Below are 22568 nucleotides of genomic sequence, written 5' to 3'. Positions count from 1 at the left end.
CCTCTGCGCACATCGTCAGACGCGGTCATTCTGCAGCCTCCCGAACGGTCCGGCTTTCCAGAAGAGCGCGAAGCTCGGGCCGACAGGAGCCGCAGTTCGTACCGGCACCCAGAGCGGTGCCGATCTCCTCAACCGATATGACGCCTTGGGTTTCGATAGCTGTGAGTATCGTGTTCACCCCCACATTCATGCAGGCGCAAATCACCGGCCCAGGATCCGGACGGTCGGCGGGTGTAAGCCCGGTCAGAACATCGCAACCCGGCTGGTGGATTTGCCCCGCCAGATAATCGCGCATGACCGCAACGGGCTGCGGCGAGACAAAAAGCGCCGCGATGAGCCTCCCTCCCTCGTGAAATGCCATCCGCACGGTGCCGCGCGCCGGATCCTCGACACTCTGCAGGCTGGCGGTGGGCAGGTCGAACATGCGCCGTGCCTCGGCCTCCCAGTCGGAGACCTGTGCTGTGCAGGCCAGCTCCGCCCGCCAGCCGGCGGCGGTGCGCGCGCGCGCCCAGTAGGATGCCCGAGGGTTCAGCGGCTGCGCCGAGACGGCGAACCCGTACCATGCCGCGTCAAAACGCGTGGCCGCCACAACAGCTGCCTTGCTTTCCGGCTGGCCCGAGACGGGATCCACCGCGCCTGCAACCAGCGCGTCGATCCGCCCGGTGGGCGCATATTGGGCTGTCCAATGCATCGGAGCAAAGAGCTGCCCCGGAGTCTGCGCATCGGCGATCCGTGCGCGTAGAATGGCAGTGCCATGGGGGCTGGTCAGACGGACCAGCTCTGCCGGAGACACTCCGATCCGATCTGCGTCAGCGGGGTGTATGTCTACAAACGGCTCAGCCAGGTGCGAGGACAGGCGCGGTGACAGACCGGACCGGGTCATGGTGTGCCACTGATCCCGGATGCGCCCGGTATTCAACCTGAAAGGATAACGCCCGTCTGTCCGGGCGACCGGGGGCCGCGCGCGCAGCGGCAACATGCGCGCCTTGCCATCCGGGTGGAAGAACCCGCCCCGCGCAAAGAACCGCCCGCAGCTTTGCTTGGCCGAGAGCGGCCAGCGCAGGGGGGCCAGCGCCTCATAGGCCGCATCATCCAGATCGCTCAGCGCCGAAATGTCGAAGTCACGCCCCAGGCGCGCGGCAACCGCAGACAAAGCCGCATGTTCGCGAAAGATCTCCGCCGAAGTGGTGTAGTCGAACGCGTCGGACCAGCCCATGCACCGGCCCACCTCCGCGAGGATGGCCCAATCGTCGCGCGCGCTGCCCGGTGGGGGCAGCACCGCGCGCTGTCGGCTGATCGTCCGGTCGGAATTGGTGACCGTACCGCTCTTCTCGGCCCAGGCAGTGGTAGGCAGAAGGACATCGGCCAGGCGCGCCGTATCTGTCGCCGCCGTGATGTCGCTGACGACCGTGAACTCACATCCGGCGATGGCACGGGCGACCCGGTCCGCTTCGGGCATCGACACCGCCGGGTTGGTATGGATGATCCAAAGCGCCTTGATCTCCCCCGCCTCAACCGCGCGGAACATATCGACGGCCTTCAGGCCCGGCGCAGTGGGCAGCCACCCCCCGCCCCAGAACTCTTGCACCGCGGCACGGTGAACCGCGTTCTCCAGATCGAGGTGACAGGCGAGCGTGTTGGCCAACCCACCCACTTCACGCCCGCCCATGGCGTTCGGCTGGCCGGTGACGGAGAATGGCCCCATGCCCGGCTTTCCAATCCGGCCCGTGGCGAGATGGCAGTTCAGAATCGCATTGACCTTGTCGGAGCCCGACGTGGACTGGTTCACTCCTTGACTGAAAACAGTGACGACTTTCTCGGTGCCGATCCAGGCAGCGCAGAACTGCTTAACATCGCTGCGGTCGAGCCCGGTCACTGTCACATCGTCGACATAGGCCGCACAAAGCGCCGCGTCGAACCCGGAGACATGTCTGAGGTAGGATTTGTCGAGTGCGCCGCCTTCGTAGATCTGCGTCAGCAGGTGGTTGAAGAGTGCGACATCACTGCCCGGCTCCAATGCCAGATGAAGATCCGCCTGATCACAACTGGCCGTGCGGCGCGGGTCGATCACGATGATCCGGGTGCCGCGCGTGGCCCGCGCTGCCATGAGCCTTTGGTAGAGGACCGGATGGCACCAGGCGAGGTTGGAGCCGACCAGCACGACCAGGTCCGCCTCGTCCAAATCCTCGTAGGTGCCAGGCACCGTGTCCGTCCCGAAGGCACGTTTGTGCCCCGCGACGGTCGAGGCCATGCAAAGGCGGGAATTCGTGTCGATATTCGCTGAGCCGATGAAGCCCTTCATCAGCTTGTTGGCAACATAATAGTCTTCGGTCAGCAACTGCCCCGAAACGTAGAAAGCAACGCTGTCCGGCCCGTGCTCTGCAATGGTCTCGGAGAAGCGCGTGGCCACATGTGCGAGTGCGTCGTCCCAGGGAACCTCCGCGCCGGCCACCTGCGGCGCCAGCAATCGCGTGTCCAAGCCGACGGTCTCGCCCAAAGCTGCACCTTTCGAGCAGAGCTTGCCGCGATTGGCCGGGTGGTCGGGATCGCCCCGCACGGCAAGTCCGCCCTGCCCGTCCGGGCGAAGCAACACGCCACATCCGACCCCGCAATAGGGGCAGGTCGAGCGTGTCTCGGGCAAGCCGCTGCCGTCCATCAGGCCGCGCTCCGCTTGCCCACTGCTGTGCCGTCAAGCAGGATGCGCCCCTGCTCCAGACGCACCGGGTAGGTGGCGATCCGGGCGTCTTCGCCCATCGCTTCGCCCGTGTTCAGGTCGAAGACCCAGTTGTGCAGCGGGCAGGTCACCTTTTGCCCATGCACGATCCCTTCGCTGAGCGGGCCGCCCTTATGCGGGCAGCTGTTTGAGGCGGCAAAGACCTCGGCCTCGCCTGTCCGAAAGAGCCCGACACAGCCCACATGCGTCTTGACCACACGCGCGCCGCGCAACGGGATGTCGTCGATATGGCCAATGTCGATCCAGCTCATTCCGCGGCCTCCAGTTCCAGATTTGCGAGCGGGGCAAAGGGCGCGGGTTCCTTGGCGCGTTCGGCCCAAGGGTCTTTGCGATAGATGCTCTGCGACAGCTCAAACCGCTCGGCCAGCGCGCGGCGGTTGTCGAGGTCCTCGACCACCTGCTCTTTGACCCAGTCCATGCCGACCTTGGCCAGCCACTTGTAGATACGGTCGAGATACTTGGCGCCTTCGCGGTAAGCTTGGGTCACGGCCATCACGACCTCGATGGCCTCCTCCTCGGTCGGCACCTGCACCAGCAGTTCGGTTTCCTTCACGTCCATGCCCGCTGCGCCGCCAATGCTGATCTGATACCCGCTATCCACGCAGACGACGCCGATGTCCTTACAGGTCGCCTCGGCGCAATTGCGCGGACAACCCGAGACGGCCAGTTTGAGTTTATGCGGCGTCCATGAGCCCCAAAGCATCTGTTCCAGTTTGATGCCCAGACCCGTCGAATCCTGCGTGCCAAAGCGGCAGTGATCTGTGCCCACGCAGGTTTTCACAGTGCGCAGGCCCTTGGAATAGGCGTGGCCCGAGACCAGCCCGGCCCTGTTCAGATCGGCCCAGATGTAAGGCAGGTCTTCCCCTTTCACGCCCAAAAGGTCGATGCGTTGCCCACCGGTCACCTTGACGGTCGGCACATCGTATTTCTCTGCGGCGTTAGCAATCGCGCGCAGCTCATCCGGGTTTGTGATGCCGCCCCACATGCGCGGGACCACGCTGAAGGTGCCGTCTTTCTGGATGTTGGCGTGCTTGCGTTCGTTCACGAAGCGGCTTTGCGGGTCGTCGCGGTATTCCAGTGGCCAATCGGCCAGCAGGTAGAAGTTCACCGCCGGGCGGCAGACATGACAGCCGTTGGGTGTTGTCCAGCCCAGCTCCTGCCAGACAGCGGCCTGAGACTTCAGCTCCTGCGACTTGATCAGCCGCCGCACGTCCTCATGGGTGAGGTCGGTGCAGCCGCAGACCGACTGCGCGGCAGGCATCTGGAAGTCATCGCCCAGCGTGACCTGCAGCAACTGCTCTACCAGCCCCGTACAGGTGCCGCAGGACGCGCTGGCCTTTGTGGTCGCGCGTACGGCGCCGAGGTCGGTTGCGCCACCGGCGATAGCGTCGGTAATCGTGGATTTGCAAATGCCGTTGCAGCCGCAGATTTCCACCTCAGGCGGCAAGGCTGCAACGGCTGACAGGGGGTCCACGGGGGACCCTCCCTGATAGGCCGGGCCAAAGATCAGCGTCTCGCGCATCTCGGAGATGTCGGTGCCGTCCTTGATGAGCCCGAAGAACCAGTTGCCGTCGGCTGTGTCGCCGTACATGACGGCGCCGACCAGCCGGTTCTCTTCGATCACCAGCCGCTTGTAGACACCCCGCGACGGATCGCGGAAAACGATATCTTCCCGCCGCTCCGCTTCGGCGAAATCGCCTGCAGAGAAGAGGTCGCAGCCCGTGACCTTCAGCTTGGTGGAGAGGCTTCTCTGCACGAAAGCGGCCTCCTGCCCCAGCAAGGTTTGGGCCGCCACCTTCGCCTGATCATAGAGCGGGGCGACGAGGCCAAAGACAGCACCGTCATGCTCGACGCATTCACCGACGGCGAGCACGTCCTCAACCGAAGTGAGCATCTGGTCATCCACATGGATGCCTCGCCCGACAGCCAGCCCAGCGGCTTGTGCTAACGCCACATTAGGCCGGATGCCCACCGCCATAACCAGCAGGTCGCAGGGCAGTTCCGTACCATCGTCCAGCAGCAACGCACGGGCGCGCCCGTCGGCGCCAAGGATCTCCTTGGAATTCGCGCCGCAGAGGATTGTGATGCCCTTGTCTTCCAGCGACTTGCGCAGCAGGTAGCCCGCCGCCTCGTCCAGCTGCCGCTCCATCAGGTGGCCCATGATGTGCACCACGGTCACGTCGACGCCACGCGCGGCCATCCCAGCCGCGGCCTCCAGCCCCAGCAAGCCCCCGCCGATGACGACAACCTTGTTGTCTGGCCCCATGGCCATCATCCGCTCGGTATCTTCGAGATCGCGGTAGGCAATGACTCCTTCCAGATCATGACCCGGCAGCGGGATCATGAAGGGGTTGGACCCAGTGCCAAAGAGCAGCTTGTCGTAGCCCAGCATTTCTCCTGTTTCAGAGGTGACAGTCTTGGCGGTGGTGTCTATCGCTGCGATGCGCTCACCAAAGTGGCAGGTCACACCCGACCCGGCATACCAGTCGTCACCATGGGTGACGATCTCGTCGTAGGTCTTTTCACCCGACAGCACCGGCGAGAGCATGATGCGGTTGTAGTTCCCGCGCGGCTCCGCGTTGAAGAGCGTGATGTCATAGGCGTCAGGGTTCGCCTCGGTCAGATGCTCCAACACCCTGCCCGACGCCATGCCAGCCCCAATGACGATGAGTTTTTTCCTAGACATGGGATGCACCCGTAGTTGGGAGTAATGAGAGGAGCGACCGGTCGCGGGCGTCGCGCTGCAAGCGCCCGCCGTTTTGCTGAAGGCAAACCAAAGGTTTGACGGGGGCGGTCGGTCGCTCCCCGGCATATCCGCCGGGGGCAGCATCAATTCGAAAGGGATTCTTCATTTCCATCACTCCGCCGCCATCGCCTTGGGGGCAGTCTTCTGCGCCGCCTTGGGCGTGTTGCCGTGCTCGTATTCCTCCAGGAAGTCGAGCACCTCCTGCCGATAGGTATAATAGTCGGGATGCTCCAGAAGCGCCTTGCGCGTGCGGGGGCGCGGCAGATCGACCTTTGTGATCTTGCCGATGGTCGCTTGCGGGCCGTTGGTCATCATCACCACGCGGTCGGCGAGAAGAATGGCCTCATCCACATCATGGGTGACGCAGATCGCTGTGACCTTGGTGCGCGACCACACCTCCATCAACACCTCCTGCAGCTCCCAGCGGGTAAGGCTGTCGAGCATGCCGAAAGGCTCATCGAGCAACAGCAGCTTGGGCGAGAGCGCAAAGGCTCGCGCGATGCCCACACGCTGCTTCATCCCGTTGGACAGATCAGCGGCGGATCTGTCCATTGCGTCGGCGAGGCCCACGCGTTCGAGGTAGTATTCGACCACGTCTTGCCGCTCCGCGCGGGAAGCACGGGGGTAGACCTTGTCGACGCCGATGGCGACGTTTTCCTTGGCTGTCAGCCAGGGAAAGAGGTTGGGCGACTGGAAGACCACGGCCCGCTCCGGGTCCGCGCCTTCCACATGGCGGCCGTCGAGTTTGATGGCCCCTTTGGAAATCTCATTGAGACCCGCCGCCATGGTCAGCACGGTCGACTTGCCACAGCCAGAGTGCCCAATGAGGGAAATGAACTCGCCCCGGTCGATCTTGAGGTCGAAGTCCTCCACCACGGTCAGCGGCCCTTTCGGCGTCGGGTAGACCTTGTGCAGCTGGCTGAAGTCCAGAAAGCGCTGATCGATCAGACCTTTCTGCGCATCGGCCACCGCCGTGGGCACGTCATGAATGGGCGTCACATCCGGCAGCTCGCGCGTGCCTTCGACCTTGGCTTCGATACCCACGTCCATCAGGTAGCCCGTGACCTCGGCCCGCAGCGCCTTGAAGGTGGCGTCGTTGTTCATCGCTGTGCGCTCGCGCGGACGTGGGATGCTAACCTTGAACTCCTGGCCCAAGGTGCCTTCAGGTGTCAGCGCAATGATCCGGCCGGCCAGAACAATCGCCTCGTCCACATCATTGGTGATCAGAACGCAGGTCTTGCGATCTGCCTCCCAGATGTGTTCGATCTCATCCGCCAGATTGGCGCGGGTCAGCGCGTCCAGCGCCGAGAGCGGCTCATCCAGCAGCAACACCTCCGGGTTCATCGCCAGCGCGCGGGCAACATTCACCCGTTGGCGCATCCCGCCCGACAGCTCCGCCGGGCGACGGGTTGCAGCGTGGCTCAGGCCCACCATCTTGACGAAATGCGCGACCTTCTCGGCCTTCTCGGATGACGACAGCCTTGGAAAGACAGTATCCACCGCCAGCCGCACATTGCCGGTGACCGTGAGCCACGGCATCAGCGAGTAGTTCTGAAAGATCACCCCCCGCTCCGGCCCCGGCCCGGTGATTGGCTTGCCGCGGAAGGTCACGCTGCCGGTGGAGGGTGTGTCCAGCCCAGCCATCATATTGATCAGCGTGGTCTTGCCCGTGCCGGAGAAGCCGAGGATCACGAGAAACTCGCCTTCCTCGACACTGAGGTTGATGTCTTTCAAAACCGGCGTTTCACCAAATGCGAGTGAGACCTTGTCGAATGTCAAAATACCCATGCCGCTCACCGGTTGTTCGTGAAGGTGAAGAGCGATTGCAGCGCGTACATCACCCGGTCGAGCAGGAAGCCGATGATCCCGATGGTGAAGACCGCCACCATGATCTTGGCCAGCGAGCTGGAGGAACCGTTCTGGAATTCGTCCCAGACGAATTTGCCCAGCCCCGGATTTTGGGCGAGCATCTCTGCCGCGATCAAGACCATCCAGCCGACGCCGAGGCTAAGGCGCAGACCGGTGAAGATCAGTGGCAGGGCCGAGGGCAGCACCAGTTTGGTGATCTTGGTATAGGTGTTCATTTTCAAGACCTTGGAGACATTCACCAAGTCCTTGTCGATGCTGGCTACGCCAAGGGCCGTGTTGATCAGCGTGGGCCAGAGGGAGCAGAGCGTCACAGTGATCGCCGAGATCAGGAAGGATTTGGCAAACCAGCCGTCTTGCGTCACATAGACCGCCGAGACCACCATGGTCACGATCGGTAGCCAGGCGAGCGGCGAGACCGGTTTGAAGATTTGGATCAAGGGGTTGAGCGCTGCGTTGGCGGTGGGAGAGAGCCCCGCTGCGATGCCCAAGGGCACGGCGACAACCGTCGCGATCAGGAAACCGAAGAAGACGGTTTTGATCGAGGTCCAGATCTGCGTGTAGTAGCTCGGAGCGCCAGTATAGGCAATGGTCTTGACCTGATCCGCCTTGCCCGCGTCGATGAGCTTCTGGTTGCGCTTCTCGACCATCTCATTGAATTTGGCTTCTTTTGCAGCCTTGGCCTGCGCGTCTTCGTGCAGGTTGACCACCTCGGTCCAGACCTGCGCAGGACCGGGCACGGCGCCGAGCGAGGTCTGCACTTTAGGCGCCAGCGTGCCCCACATCAGCAGGAAGGCGCAGATCGCGAGAAGCGGCACCCCCGCGAGGCGCCACAGGTCTTTCATCTGGGCGCGGGGGTTGTCGCCAGCGGCGGCCTTCAGGAGCGGCGTGATCCAGGCAAGGCCCAGAACCTGGAACCAGCTGTCGGCCTTGTTGATGCGCGTGAAGAGCCGCGCGCGGCGCGCCTCGCGGGCCTCTTCGGCGGCGAAATCCGGGTCCACTGTGGTCATCTGGGGTCTCCTGGATGGGGATCGAAAGGGCTGTCGGTGGCGCGTCTGTTTTGCGTCGGTATCACGTCGGTGCGGAGCGCGCGGCGGGGCAAGGCGGGGTTAACCCTGCCTTGCCCCGCCGCGCCCCCCCGTCACCCGCGGACCTCGGAGCCCACGACCGTCTGACCGGCTTTCAGGCCGATCGGCAGGCTGTCGAGATAGGCGTTCGGGCTGCGTCCGTCGTAGGGAATACCGTCGATGATATCCTCGGCAGGTGTCGCGGCTTTGTAGCCATCGCTGTCCCAGGGGAAGTCCGCTTCATTGGCGAGGCCCTCATCCACCAGCAGACGGGCCGCGGCGAGATAGATCTCGGGCTTGTAAACATCCTTGGCCACATCGTGATACCACTGATCGTCCTTCGCCTCGTCGATCTGCCCCCAGCGGCGCATCTGCGTCAGGTACCAGATCGCATCGGAGTAGAAGGGGTACGTCGCGTTGTAGCGGAAGAACACGTTGAAGTCGGGGATGTCACGCTTGTCGCCCTTCTCGAACTCGAAGAAGCCGGTCATGGAGTTGGCGATCACGTCATAGTCCGCGCCAACGTATTCCGGCTGGCTAAGGATTTCGACTGCCGCGGGGCGGTTGGCGTTGTCGTTCTCATCGAGCCAGATCGCCGCGCGGATCAGTGCCTTGGTGATCGCCAGCGTGGTGTTGGGGTACTGCTCGGCGAACTCGGCAGTGATGCCGAAGACCTTTTCGGGGTTGTTCTTCCAGAGCTGGTAGTCGGTGATCACTGGCACGCCGATGCCTTTGAACACCGCCTGCTGGTTCCAGGGCTCGCCGACGCAGTAGCCGTGGATCGTACCGGCTTCCAGCGTCGCGGGCATCTGCGGTGGCGGCGTCACGGAGAGGAAGACATCCGCGCCGATCTGGCCGGAGATGTTCTCGGGGCTGTAATAACCTGGGTGCAGACCCCCCGCCGCCAGCCAGTAGCGCAGCTCGTAATTGTGCGTCGAGACCGGGAAGACCATGCCCATGTTGAAGGGCTCGCCGTTGTCCTTGAAGGACTGAACCACGGGCGCCAGCGCCTCGGCGCTGATCGGATGCTTGGGACGACCGTCGTCCATTTTGGGGATGTTCGGCTTCATCATCTCCCAAACCTCGTTGGAGACGGTGATGCCGTTGCCGTTCAGATCCATGGAGAAGGGCGTGATGATATGCGCCTCGGTGCCGAAACCGATGGTCGCCGCCAGGGGCTGGCCCGCAAGCATATGCGCGCCGTCAAGCTGGCCGTCGATCACGCCGTCGAGCAGCACTTTCCAGTTGGCTTGCGCCTCCAGCGTGACGAAGAGACCCTCGTCGAGGAAGTAGCCGTTTTCATAGGCGACCGCGAGCGGCGCCATATCCGTCAGCTTGATGAAGCCGAAGGTGAGCTCGTCCTTTTCCAGCTCCAGCGATTGCGCCGCTGCTGGTCCCGTGATCGTGGCAGCGGCGGCCAGTCCGAGAAGAATGTGTTTCATATCAAAGCCTTTCGCTCTCGCGCCCGACCTCCGGGCAAGAAAAAAAGCCGCCGATCTTCACCGCCGGGGAGGAGAGAGGCGGGTCAGATCGAGCGGCTTTGCTCAGTAAATCCCCAGTCGAGGGGCGTAATTCGGTGACGGACATCCTTGTCCGCCGATACCATAGGTATGCCGAGTTGCGCGGCGTGCGGGCAAGTCGGAGTAGCGCATTTTCGAAAAACTTTCTGCGATGCAGCAGTGAATGCGCCGCGCCTGCACAAAATTGCGGCAGTTGCTAACCGGTCGGCTCAAAAACGCGCCCATCGAAGAACCGGTCGCGACACAGAATCACGCGGCCCGCGGCGGAGGCGACGGCGGTGTCGCCGTCCAAAGCGCCTTCGATTTTCGACGAGGCGCCGGGCAAATCGGCGCTCGTGTCCTTCAAGGCGGCACGGAAAAGGTCGGTGCGGTAGACCTGTGCGGCGGCCTGTCGCGCGGTACTGGGATCGTGCCCGGTGCGCAGCGCCATCTGGTGCCCGATCCACTCCGCTTGGCTGCGCCAGGGGAAGTTGGCCGCGCCACGGGCGAATTCGACGAATTGCGGGGTGTGACGCTCTTCGCCCGAAGCGTTGATGGTGAGCCGCCCGGTCAGGGCGCGTTCGATCAGCTCCGGCGGCAGGTCGAGATAGGCGGGTTTGCTGAGCAGTTCGCTCGCCAGCAAGGTCGAATCCGCCTCAGCCAGCCAGCGCCCCGCGCGCCAGACCGAACGGATCAGGCGGAAGAGCAGCGATTGTTCGGTCTCGGCCCAGTCCTGCCGCACCGCCAGCACCTTTTCGGGCGCGAAGTTCCAGATGGCCGTTCCGGGCAGCAGAAGCGCGCCCACACCTTTCTCAACCGAGCGGGAACCCCAGGGCTCGCCGACGCAGAAGGCGTCGATCTCGCCCGCTTCGATGGCTTCAGCCATCAGGGGAGGCGGCACGGTGCGGATCTCGATCTGCCCGTCGGCGACCGAACCAAGACTGGCGAGCCAGTAGAAGACGAGTTCTGCGTGCATGGAAAACGGAAAGGGCACGCCCACGCGCAGCGGTCGGTCGCTGACCTCAAACAGGGCCTGACCGGCGGCGCTGGCATCTTTGAAGTCGAAGCCAAAGCCCACGTCACGCAGGCGCTGTTCGAGCACACGGTTCAAACCGACCACATTGCCATTCACCGACATCACCGAGACGGCGGCGAGCGGGGTGCCGCCGCCGCCCAAGCCCATCGCGACCGCGACAGGCACGGTGGAGAGCATATGCGCGGCGTCCACCTGCCCGAAGCTCAGCATGTCGCGCAGGCTCGACCAGGAGGGCGCGCGTTTGAGGTCAAGCGCGATGCCTTCCTGTGCGGCGAACCCCATCTCCTGCGCGACGATCAGCGGCGCGGCATCGACCAGCGGGATGAAGCCAACGGAGACGGTGGCGGTTCTCATGACAGAAGTCCGGCGGCGGTGACAAGCGCGCTGGCCACGTCGGCCACGCGCTTGCCCTGGTCCATCGCGGCCTTGCGCAGGATGGCATAGGCTTCCTCTTCCTCGACACCCCGCGCCTTCATGATCATACCCTTGGCGCGGTCGATGAGCTTGCGCTCTTCCAGCGCGCGCTTGGTCTCGGCCAGTTCGGCGCGCATGCGCTGGAACATCCGAAAGCGCGCGATGGCCGCATCGAGCACAGGTTTGACGCGCGCGGGCTGCAACCCGTCGACCACGTAGGCCGAGACGCCCGCCTCGATGGCCGCATCGGAAAGCCCGGCCTCGGAGCGGTCTACGAACATGGCCACGGGGCGGTCCATGGGCCCGGAGGCGATGGCGAGCTCTTCGAGCGTGTCGCGCGAGGGGTTGGCGATGTCGATCAGCACGATATCCGGCTCTCGCGCCATGATTTCCCGCGCAAGCCGGGTGCGCTCCGAGATCACCTGGATATCGAACTCACCGGCCTGCTGCAGGCCATCGACGATCTGCATCGCGCGATCCCGATCCGCCTCGACCACAATTATGGACATCTTCCCCGTCATTGGCCTCTAAATCGCTGTGTGGGCCAAGGTTTGTAAACCAGCGATGCTGCTCTGCAGCAAGAGCGCGAACGTCCGGCGCACCCGGTGATTAATTTTTGAGCGGCTTCCCGGTGTGGCGCCAAGAGGTCGCAGGGGCTTTTGCTTGATTTGACTCGAATGAGAACATATCAGGAACATATGGCGCGATTGACCTTGAAAGAAAAGCTCGCGATCCTGAGCGATGCGGCGAAATACGATGCCTCCTGCGCATCGTCCGGCTCGACCAGGCGGGACAGCCGGGATGGCAAGGGGCTGGGCTCGAACGAAGGCTCGGGCATCTGCCATGCTTACGCGCCGGACGGGCGCTGCATCAGCCTGCTGAAGATCCTGATGACAAATTTCTGCATCTATGACTGCGCTTATTGCATCAACCGCGTGTCGTCGAACGTGCAGCGCGCGCGGTTCTCTGTAGAGGAGGTGGTGCAGCTCACCATCGAGTTTTACCGGCGCAATTACATCGAAGGGCTGTTTTTGTCCTCCGGTATCATCCGGTCTCCGGACGCGACGATGGCGGATATGGTGCGGATCGCGCGCAAGCTGCGCGAGGAGGAGAACTTTCGAGGCTACATTCATCTCAAGACCATTCCGGACGCGGCGCCCGAGCTGATCGAGGAGGCGGGGCGGCTGGCGGACCGGCTGTCGATCAACGTGGAGCTGCCCACCGATGCCTCGGTCAAGCAGCACGCACCCGAGAAGAGCCCGGACCAGATCCGCCGCGCGATGGCCGATGTGCGGCTGCGGCGGCAGGCCGCGAAAGACCGCAGCCATACCGGCAAGCGCCCGCCCCGCTTTGCGCCTGCGGGGCAGTCGACGCAGGTGATCGTGGGGGCGGATGGGGCCAATGATGCGACCATTCTGGGGCAATCGACGCGGCTGTATGGCTCTTACGGGCTCAAGCGCGTCTATTACTCCGCCTTCTCGCCGATCCCGGATGCCTCGTCGCGGCTGCCGCTGATCAGCCCGCCACTGCAGCGCGAGCATCGGCTCTATCAGGCGGATTGGCTGCTGCGGTTCTATGATTTTCAACTGGATGAGATCACCGGAGTTGCCCCCGGGGGCAATCTCGATCTGGAGGTGGACCCCAAACTCGCCTGGGCGCTGGCCAATCGCGCCCAGTTTCCGGTGGATGTGAACCATGCGTCGCGTGAGATGCTGCTGCGCGTGCCGGGGTTCGGGGTGAAAACCGTCAACCGGATCCTGGGCACGCGGCGGCATCGGCGGGTGCGCTATGAGGATTTGCTGCGCATCGGCGCGTCGATGAAGAAGGCGCGGTCGTTCATCACCGCACAGGGCTGGAGCCCCGGCGCGCTGACCGACAGCGCGGATCTGCGCGCCCGCTTCACGCCGCCGCCGGAACAGCTGAGCCTGTTTTGACCGGGCGGGTGACCCTGCCTCGGATCGGCACGGAGGCGGCATGGCGCCGGGCAGCACGCGGGTTTCTGAGCGCCGGCGTGCCACCCGAGGACCTGCGGTGGACGGACGCCGCCGCACCGCAGGGGCTCTTCGATGACGAGGCGGACGTGCCGGACGGTGCGCGCGAGATCCGGGTGCCGCGCGCCTTTGCCGCCATGAGCAACGCGGTGATCTGGCATAATGATGCGGATCGGTTCGACCGGCTCTATGCCTTTCTCTGGCGGCTGCAGCGGGAGCCGGGGCTGATGCGGGATCGGGGCGATGTTCAGCTTGCGCATCTGCGGCGGATGGAGAAGGCCGTGCACCGCTGCAAGCACAAGATGAAGGCCTTTGTGCGCTTTCGCGAGATCTCCGCGCCGCAGGATGGGCGGCGGCAGTTCGCGGCCTGGTTCGAGCCCACCCATCATACGGTGGAGTTCACGGCCACCTTCTTTGCCCGGCGGTTTGCCGACATGGACTGGCGGATCTACACGCCTGACGTTTCGGCGATCTTCGAGGACGGGCGCCTGCGCTTTGGGCTGGATGTGCCGCGCCCGGAGTTGCCGGGGGACGCCAGCGAAGACCTCTGGGTCACCTATTTTCGCAATATCTTCAACCCCGCCCGATTGAAGGTACAGGCCATGCAATCGGAAATGCCGAAGAAATACTGGCACAACATGCCCGAGGCCGCGAGTATCCCGGAGCTGATCGCGGAGGCCCCGGCGCGTGCGCGTGCGATGGCGGCGGCGGCCCCCACCCTGCCCCCTGTGAGGACCGCACGGGTGCAGGAGGTGGCACGCGCCCAAGCGCCGGATCATTGGAGCGGGCCGCGGGAGGGCTTTGCCGCAGCGCTCTCGGGCTGCACCCGCTGCCCGCTGCATCGAGGGGCCACGCAAGCGGTGCCGGGCGCCGGGCCCGAGACGGCGGCGCTGATGATCGTTGGGGAGCAGCCGGGCGACCTGGAGGATTTGCAGGGGCGGCCCTTCGTCGGGCCAGCGGGGCAGCTGCTTGATGCTGCACTGGCGGACGCGGGCGTGCCGCGCGCCGAGGTCTATCTCACCAATGCGGTGAAGCACTTCAAATACGTCACGCGCGGCAAGCGGCGCATTCACCAGCGGCCCAACACCAGCGAGATCGACCATTGCCGGTGGTGGCTGGAGGCGGAACTGGCGCGGGTGCGCCCGACCGTGGTGCTGGCCCTCGGGGCGACGGCGGCGCAGGCGCTGACCGGCGAGGGGGCGGGTATCCTGAAACGGCGCGGAGCGACGGAACGCGGGCGCCATGGTGGCGCGGTCATGATATCGCTGCACCCGGCGCATATTCTGCGGGTGCCGGTGCCGGCAGAACAGGCGCGGCTGCGGCGCGCGCTGACGGACGACCTTGCCGCGGCCTTCGCGACCTGCCGGGGCGCGGACGCGCGGATCGGGCGTTAAAGTTGGGCCGGAGCTTTCCACTGGTCCGGCCAGCGCCCCCATTGCTTTCAGCCGGGCGACGGCGCGGCCTTCGGTTCGGTTCCGAGGCGCGGCGGATGAGCCGCCAGATGCTCAGGGGCGGCGCGCGTACGGATCGGCCAGACGCGCACGCAGGAGCACATGGGTCTCGGCAATCTGGCGAGCGCGCCTGTCGGTCAGCGCCCGGGCCGCGCGGTAGGCCACCAGCAGCGCGCCCTCCGTCGCCAGATCCTCGCCGAGCGCCATAAGGATTTCGTCCCGCAGCGCGGTCTCGGACACATCCGCGGCAACGGCAAGCGCCTCGGCATGGCGGCCCGCGCGATGCAGCGCGTTGACCAAGGCGCGGTGTTCCGCGGCGCGGGTTTGCGGGTCCGCGGTTTGCAGGACGGCGGCGCGCAGATCGGCCAGCGGCTCGGTCTGGTCCTGCGCCGCTGGCCCCTGCGCCAGCAGCACGATCTGACCCATCAGGCGCTGGTGGCGCTCGGGCAGCTGATCAATCCGCGCGCGGGCAACCGCGAAGAGGCCCCGCTCCGCCTCGAAACGGGCGAGCGCCAGACGCGCCGCCGCATCGCGCACCACCGCGTCCGGCCCGTCGACCTCGGCCAGGGCGCTCATATAGGCGCGTCGGGCCTGCGCGTGGTGCCCGATCCGCAGCGCGGCCCGCGACAGGGCGAGCCGGTTCAGAAGGCGCGCAGTCTCATCTTCCTGAGCGTCGATCAGAAGGCGCGCGTCCGCCGGTGAGGCCGTGTCGAGCAGGCGGGTGATCAGGATAGCCCGCGCGCGCGCGCGATAGTCCTCCAGGGTGATCCCATTGAGAATCTCCACCGCGCGCTGCGGATCACCGCCGAGCGCCATGAGAGTGGCAGCCTCGGCCCCGATCTCTGCCCGGGAGACGACACGCGGCTCCTCGGCGCTCGGCCAGGCGGCCCAGTTCAGCAGCTCCAGCGCATCCTCCACCACGGGGCGCCAGTCTGCGGGCGCATGCTCGCGCTGCAGCAACGCGGCGAGCAGGAGCAGGGACTTGGCATGATCGGGCGGGAAGGTTCCGGCATCGCGGGCCATTTGACGGGCCAGCGCGATCTCATCGGCTTCGATAGCGACGGCGGCCAGTTCCTCGAAGAGGGGCAACCGGGCCAGCGGGTCGGATTCGCGCGCCATGGCCTCGGCGGCCTCCTCCAGCAGCGCGCGGACGCGATCCGTTGGCTGCCACTGCCGGCTGATATATCGCGCGATATGCGCGGTGGCCGTGGCCCGGAACACCTCCGCAAAGACACCTTCGATCCTGTCTCGCGCGGTCAGGGCGGCGTCAAACGCGCCCGTCTCCAGCAGGACGGGCACAAGATCGGCCAGCGTGGGCCCCCGCGACATGGCGGTGTTCCGGTCCAAGAGGTAGGCGATGGCGGCGTCCGGCTGACCCTCGCGCGCAAGGGTGAAGACCACGGCGCGCTCTGCCTGCAGGGAGACGCTCTGGCGCGGGCGCTGGGTCGCGTCGGAGACCACGCGGGCAGCGGCGGCGCCTGCGGTCTCGGCCACCCGATCAACAAAGGCACCCCGCGTACGACGCGCCAGCGCATGGTCGGAGATCTCCGCCAGAAGCTCCACGGCGAGATCCAGATCCTCGGGATACCGGCTTGCGGCCACGGCGGCGCGCGCGGCCTGGGCTTTCTGCGCGGAAGACCGCATCTGCGCGATCAGCGGTCGCATCTCCGCGAGGGCGCCCATACGCGCCAGATACTGCGCCTTGAGGTCGAGGAGCGCGGGCGGCCAAAGGTCGGGCGGCGCGTCGGTCTGGAGCCTCGACAGACGGTCGGTGAAAATAGCGGCGCAACCCGCTTGCGGCGTCTTGAGGCAGGCGGCGACGCGCTCGGACGGATCCGCGCGCGAGCCAGGCGCGGTGAGGCAGAGCAAGGTCAGAAGGAGCAGGATCGCGTGGCCGGGCAGCAGCATGGGAGTTTTCATCTCAGTTGGTCCGAAAGCGCCATGATACCGCCCGCAAAGCTGCGCTGACCAATCAAACCGGCGCTGCTTTGCATGCCGTGAGGCCCTGTTTTTCGGCTCGACAGAGCCTCTGTGCCATAAGGGGGACCGATGCCTTGGCAATTTGGGGCGGTGGGGGTCGGCTGCGCGCGATCCAACGGTTCCGGTCAGGTCAGCGTGACAGGCTGGCCCGTCTGCCAGGAGTGCGTGGCGGCATCGGCAAGCAACTGCGCGCGCAGCCCGTCGGTGATGCCGGGCGAGAGCGACGCGCCATCGCGGACAGCCGTCACGAAATGCGCCATCTCGGCGAGGTAGGCCGCCTCGTAGCGTTCGAGGAAGAAGTGCTTGGCGGGGGCGGTGGCGAAGCCGTCGACGGTCGCGGTCTCGACCGTGTGCTCGGGCACGTTGGCGGCGCGCAGCATGCCCTTCGCGCCGTGCACCTCGATGCGCTGGTCATAGCCATAGGTGGCGCGGCGCGAGTTGCTGATCTGGCAGATCTTGCCGCTGGCGGTGGTGAGGGTCACGGCGGCGGTGTCGGCGTCGCCTGCCTGGCCGATCTCCGGGTCGACGAGCGCGCTGCCCACAGCGAAAACGGTTGTGGGTTCCTCGCCCAGCAGGAAGCGCGCCATGTCCAGATCATGGATCATCATGTCGCGGAAGATGCCGCCGGAGCTTTGGATGTAGCTCACCGGCGGTGGGGAGGGATCGCGGGAGAGGATCGTGACGATCTCCGCCTCCCCGATATCGCCTGCGGCGAGGCGCGCTTGCAGATGCGCGAAGTTGGGGTCGAACCGGCGATTGAAGGCAGTCATGAAGGGCACGGCTGCGGCCTCGACTGCCGCGATGCAGTCGCGGATGCGGTCGGCGGACATGTCGATGGGCTTTTCACAGAAGATCGCCTTGCCTGCCTGCGCAGCCGCGTGGATCAGGTCGTAATGCGTGTCGGTGGGGGTGCCGATGACCACGGCGTCCACATCCGCGCTGGCGATGAGGGCCTGGCTGCCCATGGCTTGCGCGCCGGTCTTGGCCGCGAGCGCTTCGGCGGCGGCAGGCACCGCATCGGCGACGGCTGCAACGCGCACACCGTCCAGCCGGTCAATGGAGCCCGCGTGCACCGCTCCGATGCGACCGCAGCCCAGAAGCCCGATGTTCAGCATTGATCTTCTCCCTTGAAGCCCTGCAGCACGGTGCGGGTGGCGGCGACCAGAGGGGCATGCGTATCCTTGAGGATTTGCACACGGTCGAAGCGGCTGGGGTCGCTGTTGACGGCGGCGCGCAAGGCAGTGCCGAAGGCCATGCGCAGCTCGGTGCCGATGTTGTATTTGCAGATCTGCGAGGTGCGCGCGAGGTGCTGACGCTGTGCCATGGGCACGCCAGAGCCGCCGTGGATCACCAGTGGCGTGTCGGTCAGCGCTTCGATGGCGCGGATGCGCGGCTCGTCGAGCCCGCCGTCCTTGTTCTCCTGCAGGTGCACGTTGCCGACGGAGATGGCCATGGCATCGGCGCCGGTCTCACGGGCGAATTGCGCGGCCTCGTCGGGGTCGGTGCCTTGTGACGCAGCACCTTCGGCGTAGCCGACGAAGCCAATTTCGCCCTCGCAGGAGACGCCCGCGCTGTGAGCCATTTCGGCGATGGCGGCAGTTTCGTCGATGTTCTGCTGCAGCGGCAGGCGGGAGCCGTCGAACATGAGAGACGTGAAGCCGGACTCCAGAGCCTCGCGGCACTCGTCAGCCGTATAGCCGTGGTCGAGGTGCGCGACGACGGGCACGCTGGAGCCTTCAGCGAGATGCCGGAACATCTTGCCGAGGATCGGCAAGGGCGTGTGTTCGCGGCAGGAGGGCCCGGCCTGCAGGATCACGGGGACGTTTTCGGCTTCGGCGGCGGCGACGTAGGCGCGCATGTCCTCCCAGCCAAGGGTGACAAGGCCCGCCACCGCGTGGCCTTCCTTGAGTGCGGGTTGCAGGACGTCGGAGAGGGTGACGAGGGGCATGGCGGATGACAGCCTTGATTTCTTTGGTTGCGATCAGGGCTGTGACGACCCGCAGGGTGGCGCAAATGCGCCGCCCCATGGGGGCGGGTCGGCGCAGCCCGGTGGTGCCCACCGGGCGGGGCTTTCTATTTGAACTTCGCCACCATGTCCTTGATCCCAGGGATCGTCTCGATCTGGTAGGCGTGTGTGGGCTGGAAATATTGCACGAGACTGCGCTGGCTCAGCCCGCCCAGAATAGTGAAGTAATACATCTCGTAGCCCGGCATCACCGCGCAGGGGTGGTAGCCCTTGTCGATGCAGATCGTGGAGCCGTCCATGAGCTGATAGGCATCCCCCGGCCTGCCCTCCTCGCGCTGCAGGATCTGCACGCCGGAGCCATGGTTGGGCCGGAACCGGAAGTTGTAGGTCTCGTCGTGCCGTGTCTCATGCGGCAGATTATCCGTGTCGTGCTTATGCGCGGGAAAGCCCGACCAGCCGCCCTGCCCCACGGTGAAAAGCTCCGAGACCAGCAAGCGCCCCACCTTGCCATGCTGCTTCTGGCCGAGGATGTGCTTGATCTTGCGGTGGGTCTTGGTGTCGTCGGAGCCGTATTGCACCTTGTCGAGCTCGGGCACGCGCACGTCGAAGGGCTCCAGCACTTCGTCGTATTTGGCCCCGGCGATGAAGGTCTCCGTCGCGTCCGAGGTGCAGGTCATGCGGACTTTCGCGCCGACGGGCACATAGACGCCCTCGGGCTCGCCGTCCCAGACATCCTCGACGCGATTGCCGAGTTTGTCGAAACGGACACCCTCCACTTCCACATCCACAGTGCCGGTGGCGGGCACGATGCAGGTCTCGTAGCCCGGCACCTGATACTCGAAGCTCTGGCCGTCGGTCAGCTTGACGATGTTGAAGTAGTTCAGCGGGACGGTGGGGTCCTCCGCGTCCACGATTGCCTTGTTCTGGTTGTCGTGCGGTGCGATGTGCATGATGTCTCCTTCCTAGGCCGCGGTCGGGCCGGGGTGCGCGGCGAGGAACGCCGCGAGTTGATCGGTATCGGGCATGGCGGGGGCGCAGCCGGGGCGGGCCACCACATGGGAGGCACAGGCGGAGCCCCGCAGAACGGCCTCCTTCAGCGGGCGGCCTGTCGCAAGGCTGGCAAGCAGACCCGCCATGAAACTGTCGCCCGCGCCGGTGGGCTTCACCGCCTCCACGGGGTAGATGCCGGTGCGGGTCTCGGCACCCTCTGCGAAGGTGATCGCGCCCTCGGGACCCATCTTGTAGATGACGATTTCGGCGGACGTCTCGGCCAGCGCGCGGGCCTTAGCGAGGCCCTTGTCAATGTGCCCGGCCATGAAGCCGAACTCCTCATCATTGCCGACGATCACATCGGCCATATCGCCCGCGCGCGTAAGCACGTCGGCAGCTTCTTCCGCCGAGGGCCAGCTGTAGGGGCGGTAGTCGATGTCAAAGAGGATCGGCAGGCCTGCCTCTTTCGCCTTCTCGAAAGCGCGGAAGGCTGCGTCGCGGGAGGGTTCGGCGGCGAAGACTGTGCCGGCGGTGAGCACGGCGCCGTAGGCGGTGAAGTCGATAGCCTCGACGTCCGCGATATCCATTTGGAAGTCGGCGGCATTGTTGCGGTAGATGACGGACTGGTGCTCTTCGATGCGGGTTTCGTAGACGGCGAGCGAGGTACGGTATTCGCCGCGTACGCGCTTCACATGGGTGCGGTCGACACCGTAGTGATCGAGCTGGCCCTCGCAGTACCAGCCCACGGCATCATCCGACACGGCGGTGACCAGCGCGGCCTTGCAGCCCAGCTTGACCAGACCAGCGGCGGTATTGGCCGCCGAGCCGCCCATGCCCACATGCATGGTTGTGGCCTCGCGCGTGCGGGTGCCGGGCGGGTCGGGGAAGAAATCCATGCCCACCCGGCCAATCACCAGGAAGTTACCGGTGCTGAGCGCGTCTTTCAGCATCAGACGCCCTTCCTCTGACGCGGGCGGGCGCTTTCCCACTCGGCATGCGCCGCGCGCACCGTCTCGGAGGCGGAGACCTGCGGCGTGCCGCATTCCCACCAGGTGTGGCCTTGCGTCGTCCAGCCCTCATAGGCGTCGACCTTCATGACGATCACGCTCGTCTTGTCGGCGGCTTGCGCGCGCTTGAAGGCTTCGGCGAGCTCTGCGGGGTTTGCGACGGTTTCGGCGTGGGCGCCCATGGAGGCGGCGTGGGCCTCAAAGTCCACGGCGAAGGGCTCCGCGACCGTGGGGCAATCGGCGATCAGGTTGTTGAAGCTCTCGTTGCCGGTGTTGTTCTGCAGCTTGTTGATCACCGCAAAGCCGCCATTGTCGAGCACGAGGATGATCAGCTTCTTGCCCGTGAGCACCGAGGAGTAAATGTCGGAGTTCAGCATCAGGTAGGAGCCGTCACCGCAGAAGGCGATGGTGTCGCGTTCGGGCTCGCGCTGGGACTGGGCGATGCGCGCGCCCCAGGCGCCCGCGATCTCGTAGCCCATGCAGGAGAAGCCGAACTCGACGTCGACGGTGCCCGGATCCAGCGTGCGCCAGTTGGCGGTGACCTCGGCGGGCAGGCCTCCGGCGGCGGCGACCACCCGGTCGCGCGGGTCGCAAAGGGCGTTCACCACGCCGATGGCCTGCGCATAAGAGTTCGGACGATTGTCGCCGTAGGAGACGTTGGCCGCCACATAGGCAGTCCACTTGGCGCGATGGGCTTTGGCGGCTTCGACCCAGGATGCGGGGGCTTGGTAACCGCTGAGGACGTCGCCGAGGGCCGTGAGCCCAAGCTTGGCGTCTCCGACGATGGGCAGGGAGCGGTGCTTGCCCGCGTCATGACGGCCCGCGTTGAGCGAGACGAACCGCGCGTCCTTGGCAAAGGCGGTCCAGGAGCCGGTGGTGAAATCCTGCAGACGCGTGCCGACCGCGAGGATCACATCCGCCTCCTCGGCTATGGCATTGGCGCTGTCTGACCCGGTCACCCCGATGGGGCCGATGTTGAGCGGGTGGGTATCGGTGAGGTTCGCGCGGCCCGCGATGGTCTCGACCACGGGGATCTGATGCGCTTCAGCAAACCCGGTCAACTCAGCGACTGCGCGAGAGTATTGAACGCCACCCCCGGCGATGATCATCGGGCGCTCGGCGGTTTTCAGGAGCGCCGCTGCGTCAGCGATTTCGGCCACATCAGGCGTCTGGCGACGGATGCGGTGCACCCGTTTTTCGAAAAACTCCTCGGGGTAGTCATAAGCCCAGCCCTGCACATCCTGCGGCAACCCGATGAAGGCGGGGCCGCAGTCGGCGGGGTCGAGCATCGTGGCGAGTGCTGCCGGCAATGACTGGATGATCTGCGCAGGGTGCGTGATCCGGTCCCAATAGCGGCTGACCGAGCGGAAGGCATCGTTCACGCCGAGGGTGGGGTCGTGGAAATGCTCCATCTGCTGCAGGACCGGGTCCGGCAGGCGGGTGACATAGGCGTCCCCGCAAAGGAGCAGCATGGGCAGGCGGTTGGCGTGGGCAAGTGCTGCGGAGGTCACCAGGTTCGACGTGCCCGGCCCCGCAGAGGCGGTGCAGAACATAAACCGCTGGCGCAGCCACTGCTTGGCATAGCCTGCTGCGGCAAACCCCATGCTCTGCTCGTTCTGCCCGCGATAGAGCGGCAGCGTGTCCTGCACACCATAGAGTGCTTCACCGAGGCACGGCACGTTGCCATGTCCAAAGATCCCGAATCCGCCACCGCAGACGCGCATCTCAACGCCGTCGATTTCGATGAACTGAGTGTCCAGCCATTTGATGATGGCGTGCGCGGTGGTCAGAGTGTGAGACGTCATCGAAACAGGGGTCCTT

The 22568-nt window shown here is 65.4% G+C and carries 16 protein-coding genes; 2 read left to right on the top strand and 14 right to left on the bottom strand.

Annotated features, from left to right (window positions below; all coding sequences use genetic code 11):
- Positions 1-25: 25 nt before the first annotated feature.
- The 8 genes from Q1A71_RS08425 to Q1A71_RS08390 form a co-directional block, all read right to left on the bottom strand.
- Positions 26-2656 carry a nitrate reductase gene (locus Q1A71_RS08425; RefSeq protein WP_299673976.1) on the bottom strand — a complete coding sequence of 877 codons (2631 nt, stop codon included), beginning with the start codon at positions 2654-2656 and terminating at the stop codon, positions 26-28.
- Positions 2656-2985, bottom strand: coding sequence for a nitrite reductase small subunit NirD (gene nirD / locus Q1A71_RS08420; protein WP_299673974.1), 330 nt, complete (start codon positions 2983-2985; stop codon positions 2656-2658). The genes Q1A71_RS08425 and nirD overlap by 1 nt, the downstream gene beginning before the upstream one ends.
- A complete protein-coding gene (gene nirB / locus Q1A71_RS08415) occupies positions 2982-5420 on the bottom strand; it encodes a nitrite reductase large subunit NirB (RefSeq protein ID WP_299673973.1) in 2439 nt (812 codons plus the stop codon). Before nirB ends, nirD begins: the two co-directional genes overlap by 4 nt.
- A gap of 171 nt (positions 5421-5591) precedes the next feature.
- On the bottom strand, positions 5592-7268 hold the full coding sequence (locus Q1A71_RS08410; protein ID WP_299673970.1) for an ABC transporter ATP-binding protein: 1677 nt from the start codon (positions 7266-7268) through the stop codon (positions 5592-5594).
- Positions 7269-7273: 5 nt separating this feature from the next.
- Entirely contained in the window at positions 7274-8356 is a 1083-nt protein-coding gene (locus Q1A71_RS08405) for an ABC transporter permease (protein WP_299673968.1), read from the bottom strand.
- A 131-nt stretch (positions 8357-8487) separates the two neighbouring features.
- Positions 8488-9855: a CmpA/NrtA family ABC transporter substrate-binding protein gene (locus Q1A71_RS08400; protein WP_299673966.1), complete on the bottom strand. Its 1368-nt coding sequence runs from the start codon at positions 9853-9855 to the stop codon at positions 8488-8490.
- Positions 9856-10129: 274 nt separating this feature from the next.
- Positions 10130-11302 (bottom strand): CmpA/NrtA family ABC transporter substrate-binding protein, encoded by a 1173-nt coding sequence (locus tag Q1A71_RS08395; RefSeq protein ID WP_299673964.1) that lies wholly within the window; start codon positions 11300-11302, stop codon positions 10130-10132.
- A complete protein-coding gene (locus tag Q1A71_RS08390) occupies positions 11299-11883 on the bottom strand; it encodes an ANTAR domain-containing protein (protein ID WP_299673962.1) in 585 nt (194 codons plus the stop codon). The genes Q1A71_RS08395 and Q1A71_RS08390 overlap by 4 nt, the downstream gene beginning before the upstream one ends.
- Before the next feature lie 177 nt (positions 11884-12060).
- On the opposite strand from Q1A71_RS08390, the gene Q1A71_RS08385 reads away from it, so the two are divergent.
- Positions 12061-13296, top strand: a complete 1236-nt coding sequence (locus Q1A71_RS08385; protein WP_299673960.1) for a putative DNA modification/repair radical SAM protein — start codon at positions 12061-12063, stop codon at positions 13294-13296.
- Between the two features lie 8 nt (positions 13297-13304).
- Entirely contained in the window at positions 13305-14747 is a 1443-nt protein-coding gene (locus tag Q1A71_RS08380; protein WP_299673958.1) for a UdgX family uracil-DNA binding protein, read from the top strand.
- 111 nt (positions 14748-14858) lie between these two features.
- On the opposite strand, the gene Q1A71_RS08375 is transcribed toward Q1A71_RS08380, so the two are convergent.
- From Q1A71_RS08375 to iolD, 6 genes are all read right to left on the bottom strand, one after another.
- A complete protein-coding gene (locus Q1A71_RS08375) occupies positions 14859-16724 on the bottom strand; it encodes a hypothetical protein (protein ID WP_299673956.1) in 1866 nt (621 codons plus the stop codon).
- Between the two features lie 185 nt (positions 16725-16909).
- Positions 16910-17899 carry an inositol 2-dehydrogenase gene (iolG, locus tag Q1A71_RS08370; protein WP_299673954.1) on the bottom strand — a complete coding sequence of 330 codons (990 nt, stop codon included), beginning with the start codon at positions 17897-17899 and terminating at the stop codon, positions 16910-16912.
- The gene (locus Q1A71_RS08365; RefSeq protein WP_299673952.1) at positions 17893-18732 is read right to left on the bottom strand and encodes a class II fructose-bisphosphate aldolase; all 840 of its coding nucleotides are present in this window, start codon (positions 18730-18732) and stop codon (positions 17893-17895) included. Before Q1A71_RS08365 ends, iolG begins: the two co-directional genes overlap by 7 nt.
- A gap of 125 nt (positions 18733-18857) precedes the next feature.
- A complete protein-coding gene (locus Q1A71_RS08360; RefSeq protein ID WP_299673950.1) occupies positions 18858-19700 on the bottom strand; it encodes a 5-deoxy-glucuronate isomerase in 843 nt (280 codons plus the stop codon).
- Positions 19701-19712: 12 nt separating this feature from the next.
- On the bottom strand, positions 19713-20690 hold the full coding sequence (gene iolC / locus Q1A71_RS08355; RefSeq protein WP_299673948.1) for a 5-dehydro-2-deoxygluconokinase: 978 nt from the start codon (positions 20688-20690) through the stop codon (positions 19713-19715).
- Positions 20690-22552, bottom strand: coding sequence for a 3D-(3,5/4)-trihydroxycyclohexane-1,2-dione acylhydrolase (decyclizing) (iolD, locus tag Q1A71_RS08350; RefSeq protein WP_299673946.1), 1863 nt, complete (start codon positions 22550-22552; stop codon positions 20690-20692). Before iolD ends, iolC begins: the two co-directional genes overlap by 1 nt.
- Positions 22553-22568: the final 16 nt, after the last annotated feature.

The organism is uncultured Roseobacter sp., assembly GCF_947493125.1.
Taxonomy (GTDB): domain Bacteria; phylum Pseudomonadota; class Alphaproteobacteria; order Rhodobacterales; family Rhodobacteraceae; genus Roseobacter.
This window is presented reverse-complemented; position numbering and strand designations above follow the sequence as displayed.